Origin of the sequence: Streptomyces gelaticus (assembly GCF_014649535.1) — a bacterium.
Classification (GTDB): Bacteria; Actinomycetota; Actinomycetes; order Streptomycetales; family Streptomycetaceae; genus Streptomyces; species Streptomyces gelaticus.
In genome coordinates, this window is record NZ_BMTF01000018.1 from 81,990 (window position 1) to 99,063 (window position 17,074).

The window sequence follows — 17,074 nt, forward strand, 5'->3', positions numbered from 1 at the left end:
ACAGCTTTACTCCGTACGAACATCCACAGAGACAGACGTATCTGATGCCGTTTCGGCTCCGTCTACCCCCGTTCGAGCTCTCCATCCCGCCGTATCGCGCTGATAACTTGGCCCGGTCTTTCATCGACAAGGGGGAATTACCGATGCGCAGAGGCGTACGTACCGGGGCCGTGATCGCCACCGGAATCCTCACCGCGGTGGCACTGACCGGCTGCAGCAGTGACAGCGAGAAGAGCGACGACCGGGGCAGCGGCTCCGGCGCCGGGCGGACCACCCCGGCTCCCGGTGGCGACGACGGCGGCTCCGGGACCGATGCCGCGACGCTGGAAGGCGGTTGGGCCGGCCGGACCGACGGCAAGGCGGTCGTCCTGTCGGTGTCTGCGGGGAAGGCCGTGCTCGTCACCGAGCAGCACGCCTGCACGGGCACCGTGCAGGGCTCGGGCAAGGTGACGCTCACGCTGAAGTGCGTCGACGGCGGCGACGACCGGAGCACGGGGGCCGTCGAGTCCAACGACGGCAAGACCGTCGTGGTGTCCTGGGACAGCGGGGTCACGGACACCCTGGCCAAGACCGACCCGGGTGCACTGCCGTCCGGCCTGCCGGACCTGGAGGGCCTGCCGACTCCCTGACGGCCGCCGCACGGGCGACCGTCAGACCGCCTGCTCCCCCGACGGGCTGCGGCTCGGATCCGGTTTCCCGTCCAGCCCCCGGGAGAACTCCTCCAGGGCTTCGAGGAGGAGGTGGGCCCCTTCCCGTACGAAGGGGTCCGCCTCGCCCCCGTCCGCGTGCCTGCCCTCCTCGTCCGCGCGCTGCCGCGCGTCCCACTCCGCCAGCGCCTCGCGCACCTCGGTCCAGTCCGGCACCCGCCGCTCCCGCACCGCCTTCGCACCCTGTTCGGTGGCCCGGCGCAAGGCCTCGGCCAGGCGCGCGGCGTCCGGTACGGGGGTGGCGCCGCCGCCCGGCAGATGGGCCTCCAGCAGCATCGCCACCCGGCCGAGCTGGGCGAGCGCGTGCTGGGTGTCGTCGGCGGCGGCGCGGGAGAGACCCCGGTTGCGCACCGGTTCGTGCTGGGCGGTGGCCAGCGCCTCCTGCCAGGCGACCCGGGCCTCGCGGGTGTCGAGCAGCGCGGTGCGCACGTCGTCGTGGCCGCGCGCGGCCGGTTCGGCGTACTGGTCGACGACCGAGGCGGCGTACCGCCCGTCCGCCTTCAGCCAGTCGCCGAGCCTGCCCCGGAGCCTCGGGGTCTCCCAGGCCGGGTAGAGGGCGTACGAGATCATCGCCAGGAGACCGCCGACGAGGGTGAGGACGACCCGTTCGAACACGGTCTGCGACCAGTTGTCGCCCGCCATGCCGAGCAGGAAGACGACATACGCCGAGACGCAGGCCTGGCCGACCACGTACCCGGTGCGCATCAGCAGATACATCGACAGTGCGCAGAGCACGGAGAGCACCGCGGCCGTGGTCACCCCGGGGCTGGCGGTCTCGACGATCGCGGTGGCGAGCGAGACGCCGACGATCGTGCCGCCGAACCGGGCCACGGACCGCCCGTACGTCTGGGAGAACTCCGGCCGCATCACCATGACGGCGGCCATCGGCGCCCAGTAGCCGTGCCCGAACGGCAGCACGGTGCCGATGAGATAGCCGCCGGCCGCGACGGCGGAGACCCGGACGGCGTGCCGCAGGATCGGCGACCCCGGGCGCAGCTCGGCGCGCATCGCCTTCAGGACGACGGGGACCATCCGCAGCAGGGTGGGGCGGCGTCGGTGCGGGGCGGCGGGCGTTCCGTCCGCGGGTGCCTTGATGGCCTCGGCGGCCTGCTCGGCCCTGGTCTCCTGCTCCTTGGTGCCCTCGCCCTCGGCCGTCTCGATGACATCGGAGAGCAGCACGCCGAGCCGGCCGGCGGCACGCCTCGGCGGGCCGGTGAGGAGGGTGCCGGTGTCCGGGGTTTTCAGCGCGGCCACGGCGGACGGGGCGAGCTCGACCGGGTCGCCGTGCCGGATCGCGCGGGCGGCCGAGTCGAGCACCGACCCGGCGGCGGCGAGCAGCTCGCGGACCCGTTCCCGCTCCGGCCCCTCGGACGGCACGCCCAGCGACGGGTCTGCGAGCGAGGCGAGCACCGGCCTGATCCGCTCGGCGACTCCTCGCGGGCCGCGCAGCTCGGGCGGCCGGCGGCGGGCCTGGCGGGGGGTGACCGCCGCCGCGTTGCGGGCCGTCATCAGCGGCACCGGGTCGAAGGGCGCGAGCGGGTCGTGGCGCAGCCGGCGGGCGTAGTCGGCCTCGGCGGCCAGCGCGTCGGCGAGGGCGTCGCGCTGGGCGCCCCATCTGCGTACCGGGAACAGGACGATCAGCACCGCCTGCACCAGGCCGCCGAACAGGATCATCGCGGCGTGCACGGCCGAGTTCGCGACGGAGGTGGGCAGGGTGACCGTGACCAGCATGATCGCCACGTTCGACGCCGCGATGATGCCGGCGGTCGGCCCGGCCGCCCAGGACAGGCCGGCGACGAACGTCCAGAGCACCAGCAGGGCGAGGAACAGCGGCAGCCGGGAGCCGGTGAGATAGCCGAGGAACGTCGACACGGCGAGGCTCGCCCCGGAGACCAGGGCGAGCACGGGCCGGGGGCGCCAGCTGCGCTGGAAGGTGGCGATGGCCGCCTGGAACGCGCCGAACGCGGAACTCGCGGCGACCACGGGCCCGAAGAACACGAGGCTGATCCCGATGACGAGCGCGAGCCCGGCCGCGCCGCGGATCGCGATGAGCGGTTCGAGGCGTCGCCGCTCGATCGACAGGCCCGAGCGGGCGGTCGCCTTCAGCGCCCGGAGCCAGCTCATGCCCAGAGCCTATCCGGAATTACCCTTTGGCCCGAGTTGTCGGATCTTGCCCTCTTGTCCCGCGGGGCGGTGCCTGGTGCCGCGACCGGCAGGGTCTGCCCGTCAAGGAGCGGTGGCCGGTGCGTGTGATCGCAAGGCGGCCAAAAGCCCAGGTAGCGGCGCTACCTGGGCTTTTGGCCAACGCCGCGAGCAATGGGGGCTCCCCTGCTCGAACGAAGCTGAGAGCTTGGGGAAGTGCCGGCCGCCGCGACGGGGCAAACCCTGCCGGTCGCGGCACTAACGCTTCCCGCGTCCGCCGCGGAGCTCCGGACCGCCTCCGCCCATCCGCGCCCGGTCCGCCGCGGCCGTGCCGTGGGTCCAGCCGTCCGGGTCCGTGGCGCCCCGGACCCGGGTGGTCGTGGTCTCGGGGAACATCCGCTCGGCGGTGTCCGTGACCGCCAGGTCCCGGGCGGCGAGCACCGGGAGCAGCCGAGGGGCACCGGACCCGGCCGGTCCGGCCTCGTGCTCGGCCTCGGCCGCCGCGGTGACCCGGGCGGTGTCGGCAGCGAGCCGGCTGCCCAGCCGCTGGGCGTACGCCATCAGGAACGACTGCCGGAACGCCTTGGTCCGCTTGCGTCCGCCGGCCCGCTGGCCCGCCTCCGCCTTCGTCATCGCCGCCGTGCCCTGGACCAGCAGGGAGGTGTACAGCAGTTCCACGGCATCCAGGTCCGGCTCGAAGCCGACCACCGTGGAGAAGCCGAGGTCGCTGTTCCACACCGCACGGCAGCGATTCGCGGCGGCCACCGCGTCGAGCAGGATCGCCTTCGCCGTCTCGTACGGCGCGTCGACCCCGATCCGGCAGGCCCCCGGCGCCTCCTTCTTGCTGTGGGTACGGGCGGCGAGCAGGGCCTCGTCGATGGAGTGCCGGGCCATCAGCTCCTGCGCCTTGGTGGTGAGGGCCTCCGCCTCCTCGGGGTAGCCGGTCGCCTCCGCCTTGGCGAGCAGAGCGCGGATCCGGGTCAGCATCCGGGGCTCGTCGTGCGCGGGCGGCAGCCGGAGCGCGTGCGGGGCAGTGCCCGGCGGGGGCCCGACCGGTTCGATGGCGGGGAGCCGGAGCAGCAGCCGGTACAGGGCGAGGACGGCAGAGGCGTAGGAGAAGCGGTCCGGGCGGTTGCGGGGCGGGGCGTCCGGGAGCCCGTCGAGCTGGGCCTGCCAGCGCGGCGGAAGCCGCTCGTACCGTGCGGTCTCCGAGCCGATCAGCCCGGCGGCGAGGCCGGCCGCGGTCTCGTCGAGCTCGCGGCGGACGACGCGTACGACATCGGCGGGCTGCCAGCCGCGCTCCCAGGCCCGGCGGACGAACTCCTCGCCGCGCCGGACCAGTTCCGCGTCGGCCGCCGGGGCGGCGGCGAGGAGGGAGGCCCCGGTGTCGAGACCGGCGTCGCCGTCCGAGTAGAGGGCTGCCGCGAATGCCTGGTCGGTCACCGGTTCCATGAGGTCAGGGTAGGCAGGGCGGTGCGGCGGAGTAGGGCTGGCCCTACATTCCGGACGGGCTCTGGTGGTCGTGATCGCGAGGCGTGGAAACGCTTCGATCGAAGGCATGACTTCCTCCCGCGCCTCCGCCGCGCCCCCGAGTGCCGCCGACGCCGTACGGCTTCGCTCCGTGCGCCGCGTCCACGGCGGCGTCGCCGCCCTCGCCGGCATCGACCTCACGGCTGCGGCGTACGGCCTCGGTGGCCGCTCCGGTGCTGGTCACCGTGGCGCTGGCGGGTTCGGTGGCCGGTTCCGCGATGACGGTGCCGGCGGCGAGGGCGGCGGAGGCCCGAGAGCGCACCCGGGCCGATCTGGTGGTGACGGGCGAGGCGCTGAGGGTCCGTCCGGTGCCCGGCGCCACGCTGTCCGCCTCCGCCCCGACCGCCGTCCACGTACGCGAGGAGGGCTCCGCGCTCATCACCTCCGAGGCCCGTGCGGTGGACGACGCGAAGGCCCTGGCGCGGGTCGCACGGCTGCCGGTGGTGGCGGGCGACATCGGGGATCTGGACGACGGCTCGATCGTGGTGAACGAGGAGTGGGAGCAGCACACCGTCGGCTCGGTGGTACGGGTGTGGCTCGGCGACGGGCGGCCGGTCTCACTGCGGATCGCGGCGGTGCTGGCCCTCGGCACGGGGAACAACGGCGCCTATGTGACCAGGGCCAACGCCCCGGCGGCGGCCGTGGACCGGATCGACGTACGCCTCTCGCCCGGCGCCGACCGCGCCCTGGTCGCGCAGCGGCTGCGGGCGACCGGCGGCACGGTGCGGCCGCCGGAGCAGTGGCTGGCCGCGACGTACCCCCCGCACGAGTCCGCAGACCCGGACCGGTCTGGCCGTGATCCTGGGCATCGCACTGGTCTACACCGTGATCGTGCTGGCCGACACGATGGTGATGGCGGGGTCCGTACGGTCCGCCGAGCTGACCGCGCTCCGGCTGGCGGGCGCCACCCGGTCGCGGGTCCTCGCGGTGGTGGCCGGGGAGCCCCTGTTCGCGGTCGGGCTCGGGGCGCTGCTCGGCCTGCCCGTGGCCGCGGTGCACCTGGCGGGCCTGGCCGCCGCGCCGGCCTCGGTGTCGGCGCCGGTCGTGGTGTCGGCGCAGTGGTCGCTGATGGGCGGTGCGGCGGGGGTGTGCGCGCTGGTCGCGGTGGGGGCGGTGCGGCGCCGCTCGTCGGCGGCGGGCTGAGGGGCGACGCCCGGAACAAGGGGCCCGGGCCCGGCCGGACCACGCGTTTAGTCCATCCAGCGGCACCCGCTGACGATGTATCCGCTTTCCTCCTTTTATCCTGATTTCGCATGCTTTCATCTCGCTCATGAAAGCGACCCATGGAGGCGATCGGACGATGACCGGAGACCGACAGCAGGACAGCGGCGCACGCTCGGCCACGTCGCGGCGGCGGGTACTCGCCGCCGCGGCTCTCGCGCCCGTGCTGACGGCGGCGAGCCCCGCGTCCGCCCGTACGACGCCCACCGGAACGACCAGGGCCAGGCACGGGAAAACGGGTCACGGGAAGCGGGTCGAGCCGGTGCCGACCGACCTCGCCGACTGGGCGGCCGTGGCGAGGGCGCTGGGCCGCCCCGGCAACATGCTGCGCGGCAGGATCTACCACACGGGCTTTCCCCGACGGGATCTCCGCGTGGTCTCCGACGGCGTCGTCGTCACACCGGAGCTCGCGCTGGCCACACACGTCGCCTTCGTCCGCTACGCCGACGGCACCACGATGCTCATGGGCGATGTGGCGGTCACCGAGCACGAGCTCCAGCGGGTGACCGACGCATGGCAGGCGCACGGGATCGAACAGACTGCGCTCCACAAGCACCTGCTCTCCCAGACCCCCGACATCTGGTGGACCCATGTCCACGGGCACGGCCGCAACGCCGTGGCCCTGGCCCGCGGGCTGCGCGCGGGCCTCGACCGCACCGGCACCCCGCCGCCCGTGCCGCCGCCGGGGTCGGGCCCGGTCGACCTGGACATCGCCGGGATGGAGGCGGTGCTCGGCACCAGGGGCGCCATCGAGAACGGGCTCTACAAGGTCCTCTTCGTCCGCCGCGAGACCGTTGTGGACGGCCATCTGATCCTGCCTCCCGGCCTGGGGTCGACCAGCGCGTTCAACTTCCAGCCGGTGGGCGGCGGCCGCGCCGCGCTCAGCGGCGACTGCGCGATGCTCGCCCACGAGATCCCGCACGTGCTGAGGGCCCTGCGACGCGGCGGGATCAAGCTCGTCGAGCTGCACAACCACCATCTGTCGGAGGAACCCCGCCTGTTCTTCACCCACTTCTGGGCGGTGGGCGACGGCGTCCGGCTCGCCCGCACCCTGCGCTGCGCGGTGGACGGCACCGACGTCGTTCCGAACGTACCGAACGCCTGAGACCGGCCGTACGACACACCGGGCCCGTGCCGGTCGCCGCACCGCATTGCGCCGGTCCAGCGACCGGCATCGCCGAATCCGTTCTGCATATGGACCAATCGGCCCGGAGCGGCGCGTGGCCCCTCGGGCGATCGGGCACCCATGTCCCGACCAGCCCGCACCTTCCGCGAACCACCCGTCAGATCCCCATCTGGAGCTCCGCATGGAACCAGCCGCCGGCGCCCGGCACTGCCCGTTCGACTACGCCGAGGCCCTCGAATTCGACCCGGTGCTCAGGCACTTGATGACCGAAGAACCCGTCTCCCGCATCCGTCTCCCGCACGGCGACGGCGAGGCATGGCTCGTCACCGGCTACGACGACGTGCGTACGGTGACGACCGACCGGCGCTTCAGCCGCAGCGCCATCATCGGCCGGAACTTCCCGCGCATGACCCCCGAACCGATCGTCCAGGACGAGGCGATCAACGTCATGGACCCGCCCGGCAGCAGCCGCCTGCGCAGCCTGATCTCCAAGGGCTTCGCGCCCCGCCACATGGAGCGCATGCGGGTACGCACGCAGCATGTGGTCGACGAGCTGCTGGACCGCATGGAGGAGCACGGCGCTCCGGCCGACCTGTTCGCGCATCTGGCCGCCCCGCTGCCGCTGACCACCATCTGCGAGGTCCTCGACATCCCGCAGGACGACCACGCCCAACTACGGGCCCACGCCCGGACCATGATGGACACCACGGTCGAGAACAAGCCCGCCGCGGTACGCTCCAAGGCCGATCTCCGCGCCTACTTCGCGAAGTTGACCGCCGAACGGCGTGCCGACCCGGGCGACGACCTGATCAGCGCGCTGGCCACGGCGCGCGACGGGGACGAGATCCTGAACGACAAAGAACTGACCGTCATGGCCATGGTCCTGCTCATCACCGGCCAGGACACCACCACGTACGAGATCGGGAACATCGCCTACACGCTGCTCACCAGGCCCGACGAGCTCGCCATGGTGCGCGACCGCCCCGAGATGCTTCCGCAGGCCATCGAGGAGCTGCTGCGCTTCATCCCCTTCCGCAAGGGTGTCGGCATCCCCCGGGTCGCCCTTGAGGACGTGGAGCTGAGCGGGGTGCGGATCCGGGAAGGGGACATCGTGCACGTCTCCTATCTGACGGCCAACCGCGACGGCCGGAAGTTCGACCGTCCCGACGAGCTGGACCTGGAGCGTGAGGGACCGTCCCACATGACCTTCGGATGGGGCGGGCACCACTGTCTGGGCGCCCCGCTCGCGGCCACGGAGCTCCAGGTCGCCATCGGAACGCTGCTGAAGCGCTTCCCCGCCCTGAAGCTGGCGACACCGGCCGAGGAGGTGCGCTGGAACAAGACGTCGATCTGGCGCTATCCCCTCGAACTCCCCGTCACCTGGTGACCGGGGAGCGCCGGCGAGCCGCCCGCGGGTGACCCGCCGTCGTGGCCGTGGCCGACGCCGGGCCGTCATCGATGATGCGCCGGCCCGCGGCCGGCCGCAACCCGGAACGCTCCGGGGCGCCGGGCGCCCCGGAGCGTTCCGGCGCGAAGGCCCGCCGCGCGGCCGGGTCGTGCGGCAGGGCCGCGCGGCCCTGCCGCACGCTCGCCGGGCGGGGGTGAAGCACGTGACGACGCGCGCTCGACGTGCGGCCCCGATCGGCCTGCCGTAACGTGAATCCGACGGCCACCCCAGCCGTGGCGGATCCGCTTTCCGCTCACGAACGGCTGGAACTCAGTCTTCGACGGTCGGCCCGTCCGCGCCCGTTCCAGGGGTACCTGACCCGGCGCCGGAATCCACCAGCGCTCCACGTCCGCGCGACGCCGCGTGTACGGAGCCGCAGTGGCCGTCTCCGGCAGGCGGACGCCCCGGAACCCTTCGGGCCGGCCGTGTGGACCAAGTCCGCTAGGAGGAGTTCCATGGCGGTTCTCTGCAAGCCGGCCATCGCGGTTCCCGAGTACGTCATCACCAACGAGGAAACCCTTGAGCTGGCTGAACGGTTGCACGGCGACCATCCGCAGCTCGACCTGGTCCTTCGTCTGATCGAACACACCGGGGTGCAGAAGCGGCACCTGATCCAGCCGATCGACAAGGTGTTGCAGCACCCGGGCTTCGACGCCCGCAGCATCACGTACGAGGAACACACCAAGGCCCGGGTTCCGGCGGTCGTGCGCCGGGCGCTCGACCAGGCCGAACTGGAGCCGCGACAGATCGACTTGATCGTCTACGTCTCCTGCACCGGCTTCATGATGCCGCCGCCGACCGCGTGGCTCATCGGCGAGATGGGCTTCCGGCCGGAGACCCGGCAGCTGCCGATCGCCCAGCTCGGCTGCGCGGCGGGCGGTGCGGCCGTCAACCGGGCGCACGACTTCTGCACGGCCTACCCCGACGCCAATGTGCTGATCGTGGCCTGCGAGTTCTGCTCGCTCTGCTACCAGCCCACCGACCTCGGTGTGGGATCGCTGCTGTCCAACGGACTGTTCGGCGACGGCATAGCCGCCGTCGTGCTCCGGGGCAGCGGCGGCACGGGGGTACGCCTGGAACGCAACGGCTCGTTCGTCATCCCGGACACCGAGGACTGGATCTCCTACGCGGTCCGGTCCACCGGGTTCCACTTCCAGCTCGACAAGCGGGTGCCCGGAACCATGGAACCCCTCGCACCGGCCCTGGAGGCGGTCGCCGAGGAGAACCAGTGGAACGCCGGCAAGATGGACTTCTACATCATCCACGCGGGCGGCCCGCGCATCCTGGACGACCTGAGCCGCTTCCTGGACGTGCCGCCCGAGGCGTTCCGCTTCAGCCGCGCCACGCTCACCGAGTACGGCAACATAGCCAGCGCCGTGGTGCTCGACGCCCTCGGCCGCATGTTCGACGAGGCATCGGCTCTCGACGGACATCGCGGCCTGATGGCCGGCTTCGGCCCCGGCATCACCGCCGAGATCTCCCTGGGCACCTGGACCTCCGAATCCGAGTCCTGACGCCTCCGCTCCCCCGGCCGCGGTGCCGCCTCCCGGCACCTGCGGACCGGGGGACACGCACCGCCCGCCCACCGGGCGCTGTCAGTGCCGGATGCCAGACTCGAAGACATGACCGAACGCTGGGCTCTGGCCATGACGGAGACCGGCGGCGCCCTCCTGGCCCCGCTGACCCCCTCCGGCCTGCCCGCCGCCCCGGTCGTCACCGAGCCCGACCTCGTGGCGGCGGTCCGCTCCCGGCCGGACGTCACCCGCTGGGTATGGCGCTCCACCGCCGAGGTCTACCCGCGGCTGCTGGCGGCCGGCGTCCCCGTGAGCCGGTGCTACGACATCGAGGTCGCCGAATCCCTCCTGCTCGCCCATGAGGGCCGCCTCGGCGAGCCCCGCTCCGCGGCCGCCGCCCACGCCCGCCTGCACAACGCCCCCGTACCGCCCGATCCTCCGCCCCGCGCCGCGGAGCCCGGCTCGCAGTCCTCGCTCTTCGAGCCCCGGTCCGGCGCGCAGCTGTCCTTCGACGGCCTGCTCCAGGTCTACGCCGACCAGCTCCGCCGGCACGGCACCACCGAGCACCCCGGCAGAATGCGCCTGCTCACGGCCGCCGAGTCGGCCGGCATGCTGGTCGCCGCCGAGATGAACCGGTCCGGTCTGCCCTGGCGCGCCGATGTCCACCGGGCCGTCCTCCACGACCTGCTCGGCGAGCGCTACGCGGGCGGCGGCGAGCCCCGCAGACTGGCCGAACTGGCCGACGAGGTGTCGGCCGCCTTCGGTCGGCGGGTCCGCCCCGACCTCCCCGCCGACGTGGTGAAGGCCTTCGCGCAGGCCGGCATCAAAGTGAAGTCCACCCGCCGCTGGGAGCTGGCGGAGCTGGACCACCCCGCGGTGGAGCCCCTCATCGAGTACAAGAAGCTGTACCGGATCTGGACGGCTCACGGCTGGAGCTGGCTCCAGGACTGGGTGCGCGACGGCCGCTTCCGCCCCGAGTACCTGCCGGGCGGCACGGTCAGCGGCCGCTGGACGACCAACGGCGGAGGGGCGCTCCAGATCCCCAAGGTGATACGGCAGGCGGTCGTCGCCGACGAGGGCTGGCGCCTGGTCGTCGCGGACGCCGACCAGATGGAACCCCGGGTCCTCGCCGCGATCTCCCGGGACCCCGGCCTGATGGAGGTGGCGGGCCATGACGGCGATCTGTACACGGCCCTGTCGGACCGGGCGTTCCACGGCGACCGGGACCACGCCAAGCTCGCGCTGCTGGGCGCGGTCTACGGCCAGACCTCGGGCGACGGCCTGAAGAACCTGGCCGCCCTGCGCCGGAGATTCCCGCTGGCCGTGGCCTATGTCGACGATGCCGCGAAGGCGGGCGAGGAGGGACGCCTGGTACGGACGTGGCTGGGCCGGACCAGCCCCCCGGCGGCCGGCAACGGGGCGGACGAGGAGGCCGGCATCCCGCAGGAGAGCACCGAACCGTCCTTCGGCGACGAGGGGTTCACCCCTGGTTACGCATCGACGAACGCCCGCGCGCGGGGCCGCTTCACCCGCAACTTCGTGGTGCAGGGCAGCGCGGCCGACTGGGCGCTGCTGCTCCTGGCCGCCCTGCGCAGCTCGCTCCGCTCCGCCGGCCTCCGCGCCGAGCTGGTCTTCTTCCAGCACGACGAGGTGATCGTGCACTGCCCGCGGGAGGAGGCCCAGGCGGTGGTGGCGGCGATCCGGGCGGCCGGTGAGCTGGCCGGGCGGACCGCCTTCGGCACGACTCCGGTGCGCTTCCCGTTCACTACGGCGGTGGTGGAGCGTTATTCGGACGCGAAGTAGGCCCCTTGCCCTGCCCCTTGCCCGGCCCCTCGTCGAACCCGGCCAGCCCGTGGTCGTAGTGCGCCGGACGCAGATGCTGATGCCGGTGGCGGGCATTGAGCAGATGGATGATGAACGCCGCGACCGCGATCATCGCGAGGACGACCACGACCATGATCAGGGTGTCCATGCGATACCGGCCCCCTTCGATACGCAGGCCGACCGGAGCGGCTCACCGGGAGCCGTACGCATCCAGGCTACTCCGCCGCCCGGCTCCCCGCCCGGACAGGCACCGGGGGTGAGAAGGGGGCCGGGCCGGAGGTGCTTCCGGCCCGGCCCCGGCGCGGCCTGCGCCCCGCCGGCCTGCCTGTCTAACCGCGTTCCCACAACGCGGGGACATTCGGCGGTTCCCAGCCGGCCATGGCCGAGTGCGCCTGCAGACAGCGGTAGGCGACGCCGCCGTACGTGACGCGGTCTCCCGCGCTGTAGAGCGTCCCGGCCGCCCAGGTGGTGGAGCCGGGCGGGTCGGTCGGCGGATCGGTGGGCGGGTCCGTCGGGGTCTGCGCGATGTCGAGGACGAAGTCGAACGTCCCCTGCTTCGCCGATCCGGCGTCCCGTACGTTCATCAGGAGCGCCGGATCGAAGAGTGTGTCGGTGTTGTTGCGCGGCTCGTCGGGGAAGTACAGCTGGGTGGTGAGGACGGACGAGCCGGGTGCCTGGACCTTGACGTGGATGTGGCGCGTACGCCCCGGGTACAGCCCCGGCACGATCGTGGTCAGGCCGAAGGCCCCCGACCGGTCGGTGAACTGGTGCCCGCGGAAGGCGAATCCGCTCATGTCGTACGCGCCGTTGGTGTCGGCCTGCCAGAAGTCCAGGAGCACTCCGGGGATGGGCTTGCAGGCCCGCCCGAAGACATAGCCGCTCACGGTCAGCCGGACGCCGGGCGTGCTGTCCGTCACCAGGCTCGTGCGGAGCGGGGAGTTGGGCTTGAAGTAGGGCCCCTCCATCTGGTCGTGGGTCGGACCGTCACCGTCGTCGCAGTTCGGCGTGGGGGCCGGCGGCCGGCCGGTGGCCCCGGCGTCACGGGCCAGCGCGACGCCTCCGCCCGCCAGCAGCGGGACGGTACCGGCCATGAGAGCGGCCTTGAGCAGTGTCTTGCGGCTGATCCGGCAGTCTTCGCCGCCGGTATCTTCGGTCGTTTCCGGGGTCATGGCTGATTCCTCAGGGTGGGGGAAGGGCACGTGCATGACACAGAGCGGGGCGGGAGGCGCGCCGCCCGGCCGGGAGGCCGGAGCGGAAGCCGGGCGGGCGCGGTTTCCGGTGGCGGCCCCGCCGGAGCCGCCGGAGCCGTCGAAGGGCGGCCCTCAGACGTGCTGCCAGAGGGCGGGCACGTTCGGCGGCGTCCAGCCGGGCTGCGCCACGTGCGGCTGGAGGCAGCGGTAGCTGTCGGAGCCGTACGTCACGACATCGCCCGCCGCGTACGTCGTGCCGGCCGCCCAGGTGCCGCCCGGCTCGGTGGGCGGGTCGGTGGGCGGGTCCGTCGGGGTGCCGTTGGTGACCAGGGTGAGCCCGTACGCCTGGAGCGCCGGGTTCACCGGCTGGAAGTACGTCGTACCACCCTGGGAGCAGTTGCCGGAGCCACCGGAGGTGACGCCCTGCGCCTGGCTGCCGGAGATGAACGAGCCGCCGGAGTCACCGGGTTCGGCACACACATTGGTGCGGGTGACCCCGGAGACAGTGCCCTCCTGGTAGGTGACGCTGGTGTTGCGCTGCTGAACCGTCCCGCAGTGCCAGCCGGTCGTCGATCCGGAGCGGCAGACCGCCGCACCCTCCAGCGCCTCGGTGGACCCGGTGACCGTCACATCGCCGTTTCCGTAACCGTTCACCAGGGCGCGCGGCGTCCAGCTGGTGTTGGTGGCGACCCAGGAGTAGTCGCGGCCGGGGAAGGTGGACCCCTGGAAGGACCCCTGCGCCTGCTGGTTGTAGCCGCTGGTGCCGACCCCGGGTGTTCCGCAGTGCCCGGCGCTGACGAAGCCGGACTGGCCGCTGCCGCGCTTGACCGGGAAGCCTATGGAGCAGCGCCCCGAGCCGTTCATGTAGTACGCGTCACCGCCGCGCAGATCGGCGAACGTACGCGGCTGCCCCACTGACTGACGTACCGTCACCACGTCGCGCGACACACCCGCATCGGCGAGGAGCCGGTCGGCGGCAGAGGTGCGGACGGCCTCCAGGACGACCCGGTTGGTGGCCATGTCGACGTACCGGACGGGCACGCCCGCGGGGGCTCTGCGCAGCGCAAACCGGTCCAACGCGGCCTTGGCCGTGTCGAGTTCGGCCCGGCTGTGCTCGACGACGACGGGCCTGGCGCCGGCCGCCCGGATCCGGGCGGCGTCCGAGGCGTCGGTGGTGGCCACGGTCAGGGCCGCGTCGTCACCGCTCACCCGGGCACCGGCGAAGTCCGCGCCGAGGGAGCGCTCCAGCCCGGCGGCGACGGCCGCCGCCCGGGTCTCGTGGCCGATCCGGCTGCGCGCCTCGTCGGCATTCAGCCCGAGATCGCGTCGCATGGCCTTCAGCAGACCGGGGGAGAGCTGTTCGGCCCCGGTGGCGGTGGGGGTACGGAGGTCGGGGGCCGGATCGGCGGACGCGCTGTCGGTCAGACCTGCCAGCGCGAGCACACCGACGGCCACGGTGGCGGTACACGCGGCCAGGGCACGTCTGCGGAGCATGGATCTCTCCACGGAACTCTCCTTGACTTCGGGGGAATTGCCGCCAAGGTAGCCGCGTACACGTCATCCCCAGGAGATCCCGTCCGCCCCCTCACTTCACGTTATGGCGCCCCTGACCAGCGACTTCGGCCCTGTATCGGCACCACGCCCCCGCACCCGGCGTCCGCCCCGTAGGTTCGCTCCATGCGAATGGGTGAGCTACTGGGTGCGGGACGGTCCGCCGATGTGTACGCACTGGACGAGAAGTGGGTCCTGCGCCGTTACCGCGACGGCATGGACGCCACTCCCGAATGGATGGTCATGTCCTACCTCGGCGCACACGGCTACCCGCTCCCCCGCCTGGGCCCCCGGGACGCGAAGACGCCGCCCTGCGACCTGGTGCTGCAACGCCTGACCGGCCCGACGATGCTGGACTCCGTGCTGACCGGCGACCTGTCGGCGGCCGACGCGGCGGCCGTGCTGGCCGGCCTGCTCGCCGAACTCCACACCGTTCCGGCCCGGCTCTCCCCGGACCCCGAGGACCGGATCCTCCATCTCGACCTGCATCCGGGCAATGTGATGCTGACGGACCGGGGCCCGGTGGTGATCGACTGGGGCAACACCAGGGAGGGCGCTCCGGCCGCGGACCGGGCCATGTCCTCCCTGATCCTGGCCCAGGTTGCGGTCGACTCCCGCTCCCCCCTGGCGGCGGGCGCCCGCGCCCTGCTGAATGCCCTGCTCCCGCACCTCTCCGCATCCGGCGGCATCCCCGCCCCTCACCTCGCCGAGGCCGCCTCGCAGCGCGCCGCCAACCCGACGACGAGCCCGCACGAGGTGGCACTCATCGGCCGGGCGACATCCCTGATCGTGGAATTGACGACCTGAGAGTTGAGGGGCACGACCAGAGTCGCCTTCGGCTCCGGCAGATGGACGACCAGGGCTTCGTACCCCGACAGCGAGCCGATGTGCCCGATCCGGCCATGGGCGTCGAAGACCCCGGCCGTAGCCGGTGTCCGGCAGATCGCTGGGCTCCGTCCTCAGCCACTCGGCCTGAGTGACCGGGCTGAGCAGCATGCCGGTGGCCGGAGACCGCACCTCCGGCGGCCCAGGCCTACGACAAAAAGACCAGATCAGACAACGTCTGACCTGGTCTTCATCGGAGCCGCCTTCGGGATTCGAACCCGAGACCTACGCATTACGAGTGCGTTGCTCTGGCCAACTGAGCTAAGGCGGCACGCCCTGTCGCACCATGGTGCGATCAGCAGCGTCGCCAAGTCTACACAGTTTCCGGGGGTGCTCCGTACCAGCCTCGTTCTGGGCGGTTCTCGCAGGTCAGTGGTGAGGCGGAGTGGTCAGGAGCACTTCTTGCCCTCGGTCGGCGGGGTGCCTTCCAGGAGGTAGGTGTTGATCGCCGTATCGATGCAGTCGCTGCCGCGGCCGTACGCCGTGTGACCGTCGCCCCGGTAGGTGAGGAGGGTGCCGGAGTCGAGCTGTCCGGCCAGGGACTGGGCCCACTTGTACGGGGTCGCCGGGTCGCGGGTCGTGCCGACCACCACGATCGGGGCCGCGCCCTTCGCCTCGATGCGGTGGGGTGCGCCCGTGGGCGGGACCGGCCAGTCGGCGCAGTTCAGGGCGGCCCAGGCGAAGGCCCTGCCGAAGACCGGGGACGTCTTCTCGAAGTCGGGAACGGCCCGGATGACGGCCTCGGGGCCGGTGAAGGCGGGCGGCAGGTCCAGGCAGTTCACGGCGGCGTTGGCGAACATGAGGTTGGCGTAGGTGCCGTTCGGCCGGCGCTCGTAGTAGCTGTCCGAGAGGGAGAGGAGGCCGGAGCCGTCGCCGTTCTGGGCGGCGGAGAGGGCCTCGCGGAGCTGGGGCCAGGCCGACTCGTCGTACATGGCGGCGATGACCCCCGTGGTGCCCAGGGATTCGGTGAGCCTGCGGGCTTCGCCGGTGGCGATCGGCCGGGCGTCGAGGTCGGTGAAGAACCGCTTCATGCGCTGGGCCGCATCGGCGGTCGACGTGGTGCCGAGCGGGCAGTCCTTCTTCTTCACGCAGTCGGCGGCGAAGGCCTGGAAGGCGATCTCGAAGCCTGCGGTCTGCTCGCGGTTGAGCTGGGCGGCATCGAGCGACGGGTCCATCGCACCGTCGAGGACCAGCCGGCCGACCCGGCCGGGGAAGAGCCCGGCGTACGTCGCACCGAGGAAGGTACCGTACGACGCCCCGACATAGTGCAGCTTCTCGTCGCCGAGCAGGGCTCGCAGCATGTCCATGTCGCGGGCGGTCTCGACGGTGGAGACGTGGGGCAGGATCTCGCCGGAGTGCCGCTCGCAGCCGTCCGCGAACTCGTTGAACGAGTTGTTCAGCGTGGTGACCTCACGGGCGTCGTCCGGGGTCTGGTCGACCTGCGTGTACGTGTCCATCTGCGGGCCGCTGAGGCATACGACGGGCTCGCTGCGGGCCACACCGCGCGGATCGATGGCGACCATGTCGTAGCGGGCCCGGACCTGGGCCGGGTAGCCGACGGCCGCATAGCTCTGGAGGTATTCGATGGCGGAGCCGCCGGGGCCGCCCGGGTTCACCAGGAGGGAGCCGACCCGTCGGCCGGGGCCGGTGGCCTCCTTGCGGGAGACGGCCAGCTCGATGTCGCCGCTGCCCGGCTTCTCGTAGTCCAGGGGCGCGATCATCGTGGTGCACTGGAACCCCTCGACGCCGCAGTCCCGCCACTCCAGGTGTTGCGCGTAGTACGACGTGAGCCCCGCAGGGACGGGCGGCGCGGGTGCTGTGGCCGACTCGGACGGTGAGGTGCCTTTCGAACTGCCGCCGGAGCAGCCGGAGATGAGAAGGCCGGCAGTGCCGAGCACGGTGGCGAGAATACGGAGCGGGCGCCTGGTGTCCATCCC

The 17,074-nt window shown here is 72.5% G+C and carries 14 protein-coding genes and 1 tRNA gene; 7 read left to right on the forward strand and 8 right to left on the reverse strand.

The window, feature by feature from the left end; genetic code table 11:
* The first annotated feature begins 143 nt into the window (after positions 1 to 143).
* Positions 144 to 629 (forward strand): hypothetical protein, encoded by a 486-nt coding sequence (locus tag IE107_RS24045; protein ID WP_189546161.1) that lies wholly within the window; start codon positions 144 to 146, stop codon positions 627 to 629.
* Between the two features lie 21 nt (positions 630 to 650).
* Here the strand turns inward: IE107_RS24045 and IE107_RS24050 are convergent, their stop codons facing one another.
* From IE107_RS24050 to IE107_RS24060, 3 genes are all read right to left on the reverse strand, one after another.
* The gene (locus IE107_RS24050; RefSeq protein ID WP_189546162.1) at positions 651 to 2,831 is read right to left on the reverse strand and encodes an FUSC family protein; all 2,181 of its coding nucleotides are present in this window, start codon (positions 2,829 to 2,831) and stop codon (positions 651 to 653) included.
* A 276-nt stretch (positions 2,832 to 3,107) separates the two neighbouring features.
* Positions 3,108 to 4,301, reverse strand: a complete 1,194-nt coding sequence (locus IE107_RS24055; protein ID WP_189546164.1) for a DUF2786 domain-containing protein — start codon at positions 4,299 to 4,301, stop codon at positions 3,108 to 3,110.
* A 43-nt stretch (positions 4,302 to 4,344) separates the two neighbouring features.
* A complete protein-coding gene (locus IE107_RS24060) occupies positions 4,345 to 4,971 on the reverse strand; it encodes a hypothetical protein (RefSeq protein ID WP_189546166.1) in 627 nt (208 codons plus the stop codon).
* Between the two features lie 203 nt (positions 4,972 to 5,174).
* On the opposite strand from IE107_RS24060, the gene IE107_RS24065 reads away from it, so the two are divergent.
* From IE107_RS24065 to IE107_RS24085, 5 genes are all read left to right on the forward strand, one after another.
* A complete protein-coding gene (locus IE107_RS24065; protein WP_189546167.1) occupies positions 5,175 to 5,522 on the forward strand; it encodes an FtsX-like permease family protein in 348 nt (115 codons plus the stop codon).
* A gap of 157 nt (positions 5,523 to 5,679) precedes the next feature.
* A complete protein-coding gene (locus IE107_RS24070) occupies positions 5,680 to 6,705 on the forward strand; it encodes a DUF1259 domain-containing protein (RefSeq protein WP_189546169.1) in 1,026 nt (341 codons plus the stop codon).
* Between the two features lie 202 nt (positions 6,706 to 6,907).
* On the forward strand, positions 6,908 to 8,113 hold the full coding sequence (locus IE107_RS24075; RefSeq protein WP_189546171.1) for a cytochrome P450: 1,206 nt from the start codon (positions 6,908 to 6,910) through the stop codon (positions 8,111 to 8,113).
* A gap of 515 nt (positions 8,114 to 8,628) precedes the next feature.
* Positions 8,629 to 9,687, forward strand: coding sequence for a type III polyketide synthase (locus tag IE107_RS24080; RefSeq protein ID WP_189546174.1), 1,059 nt, complete (start codon positions 8,629 to 8,631; stop codon positions 9,685 to 9,687).
* A 108-nt stretch (positions 9,688 to 9,795) separates the two neighbouring features.
* Positions 9,796 to 11,490, forward strand: a complete 1,695-nt coding sequence (locus IE107_RS24085; protein ID WP_189546176.1) for a bifunctional 3'-5' exonuclease/DNA polymerase — start codon at positions 9,796 to 9,798, stop codon at positions 11,488 to 11,490.
* Here the strand turns inward: IE107_RS24085 and IE107_RS24090 are convergent.
* From IE107_RS24090 to IE107_RS24100, 3 genes are all read right to left on the reverse strand, one after another.
* Positions 11,453 to 11,659, reverse strand: a complete 207-nt coding sequence (locus IE107_RS24090; RefSeq protein ID WP_189546178.1) for a hypothetical protein — start codon at positions 11,657 to 11,659, stop codon at positions 11,453 to 11,455. The two genes, IE107_RS24085 and IE107_RS24090, sit on opposite strands and share 38 nt — an antisense overlap.
* A gap of 181 nt (positions 11,660 to 11,840) precedes the next feature.
* Positions 11,841 to 12,680 carry a dioxygenase family protein gene (locus IE107_RS24095; protein ID WP_189546179.1) on the reverse strand — a complete coding sequence of 280 codons (840 nt, stop codon included), beginning with the start codon at positions 12,678 to 12,680 and terminating at the stop codon, positions 11,841 to 11,843.
* A 153-nt stretch (positions 12,681 to 12,833) separates the two neighbouring features.
* Entirely contained in the window at positions 12,834 to 14,195 is a 1,362-nt protein-coding gene (locus IE107_RS24100; protein WP_189546181.1) for a carbohydrate-binding protein, read from the reverse strand.
* Positions 14,196 to 14,378: 183 nt separating this feature from the next.
* Here IE107_RS24100 and IE107_RS24105 point away from each other — a divergent pair, with 183 nt between their 5' ends.
* Positions 14,379 to 15,059, forward strand: coding sequence for a phosphotransferase (locus IE107_RS24105; RefSeq protein ID WP_189546183.1), 681 nt, complete (start codon positions 14,379 to 14,381; stop codon positions 15,057 to 15,059).
* 275 nt (positions 15,060 to 15,334) lie between these two features.
* Here the strand turns inward: IE107_RS24105 and IE107_RS24110 are convergent.
* Positions 15,335 to 15,408, reverse strand: a tRNA-Thr gene (locus tag IE107_RS24110).
* A gap of 118 nt (positions 15,409 to 15,526) precedes the next feature.
* Complete coding sequence (locus IE107_RS24115) at positions 15,527 to 17,071, reverse strand: alpha/beta hydrolase (protein ID WP_189546185.1); 1,545 nt, start codon at positions 17,069 to 17,071, stop codon at positions 15,527 to 15,529.
* Between the last annotated feature and the right edge of the window lie 3 nt (positions 17,072 to 17,074).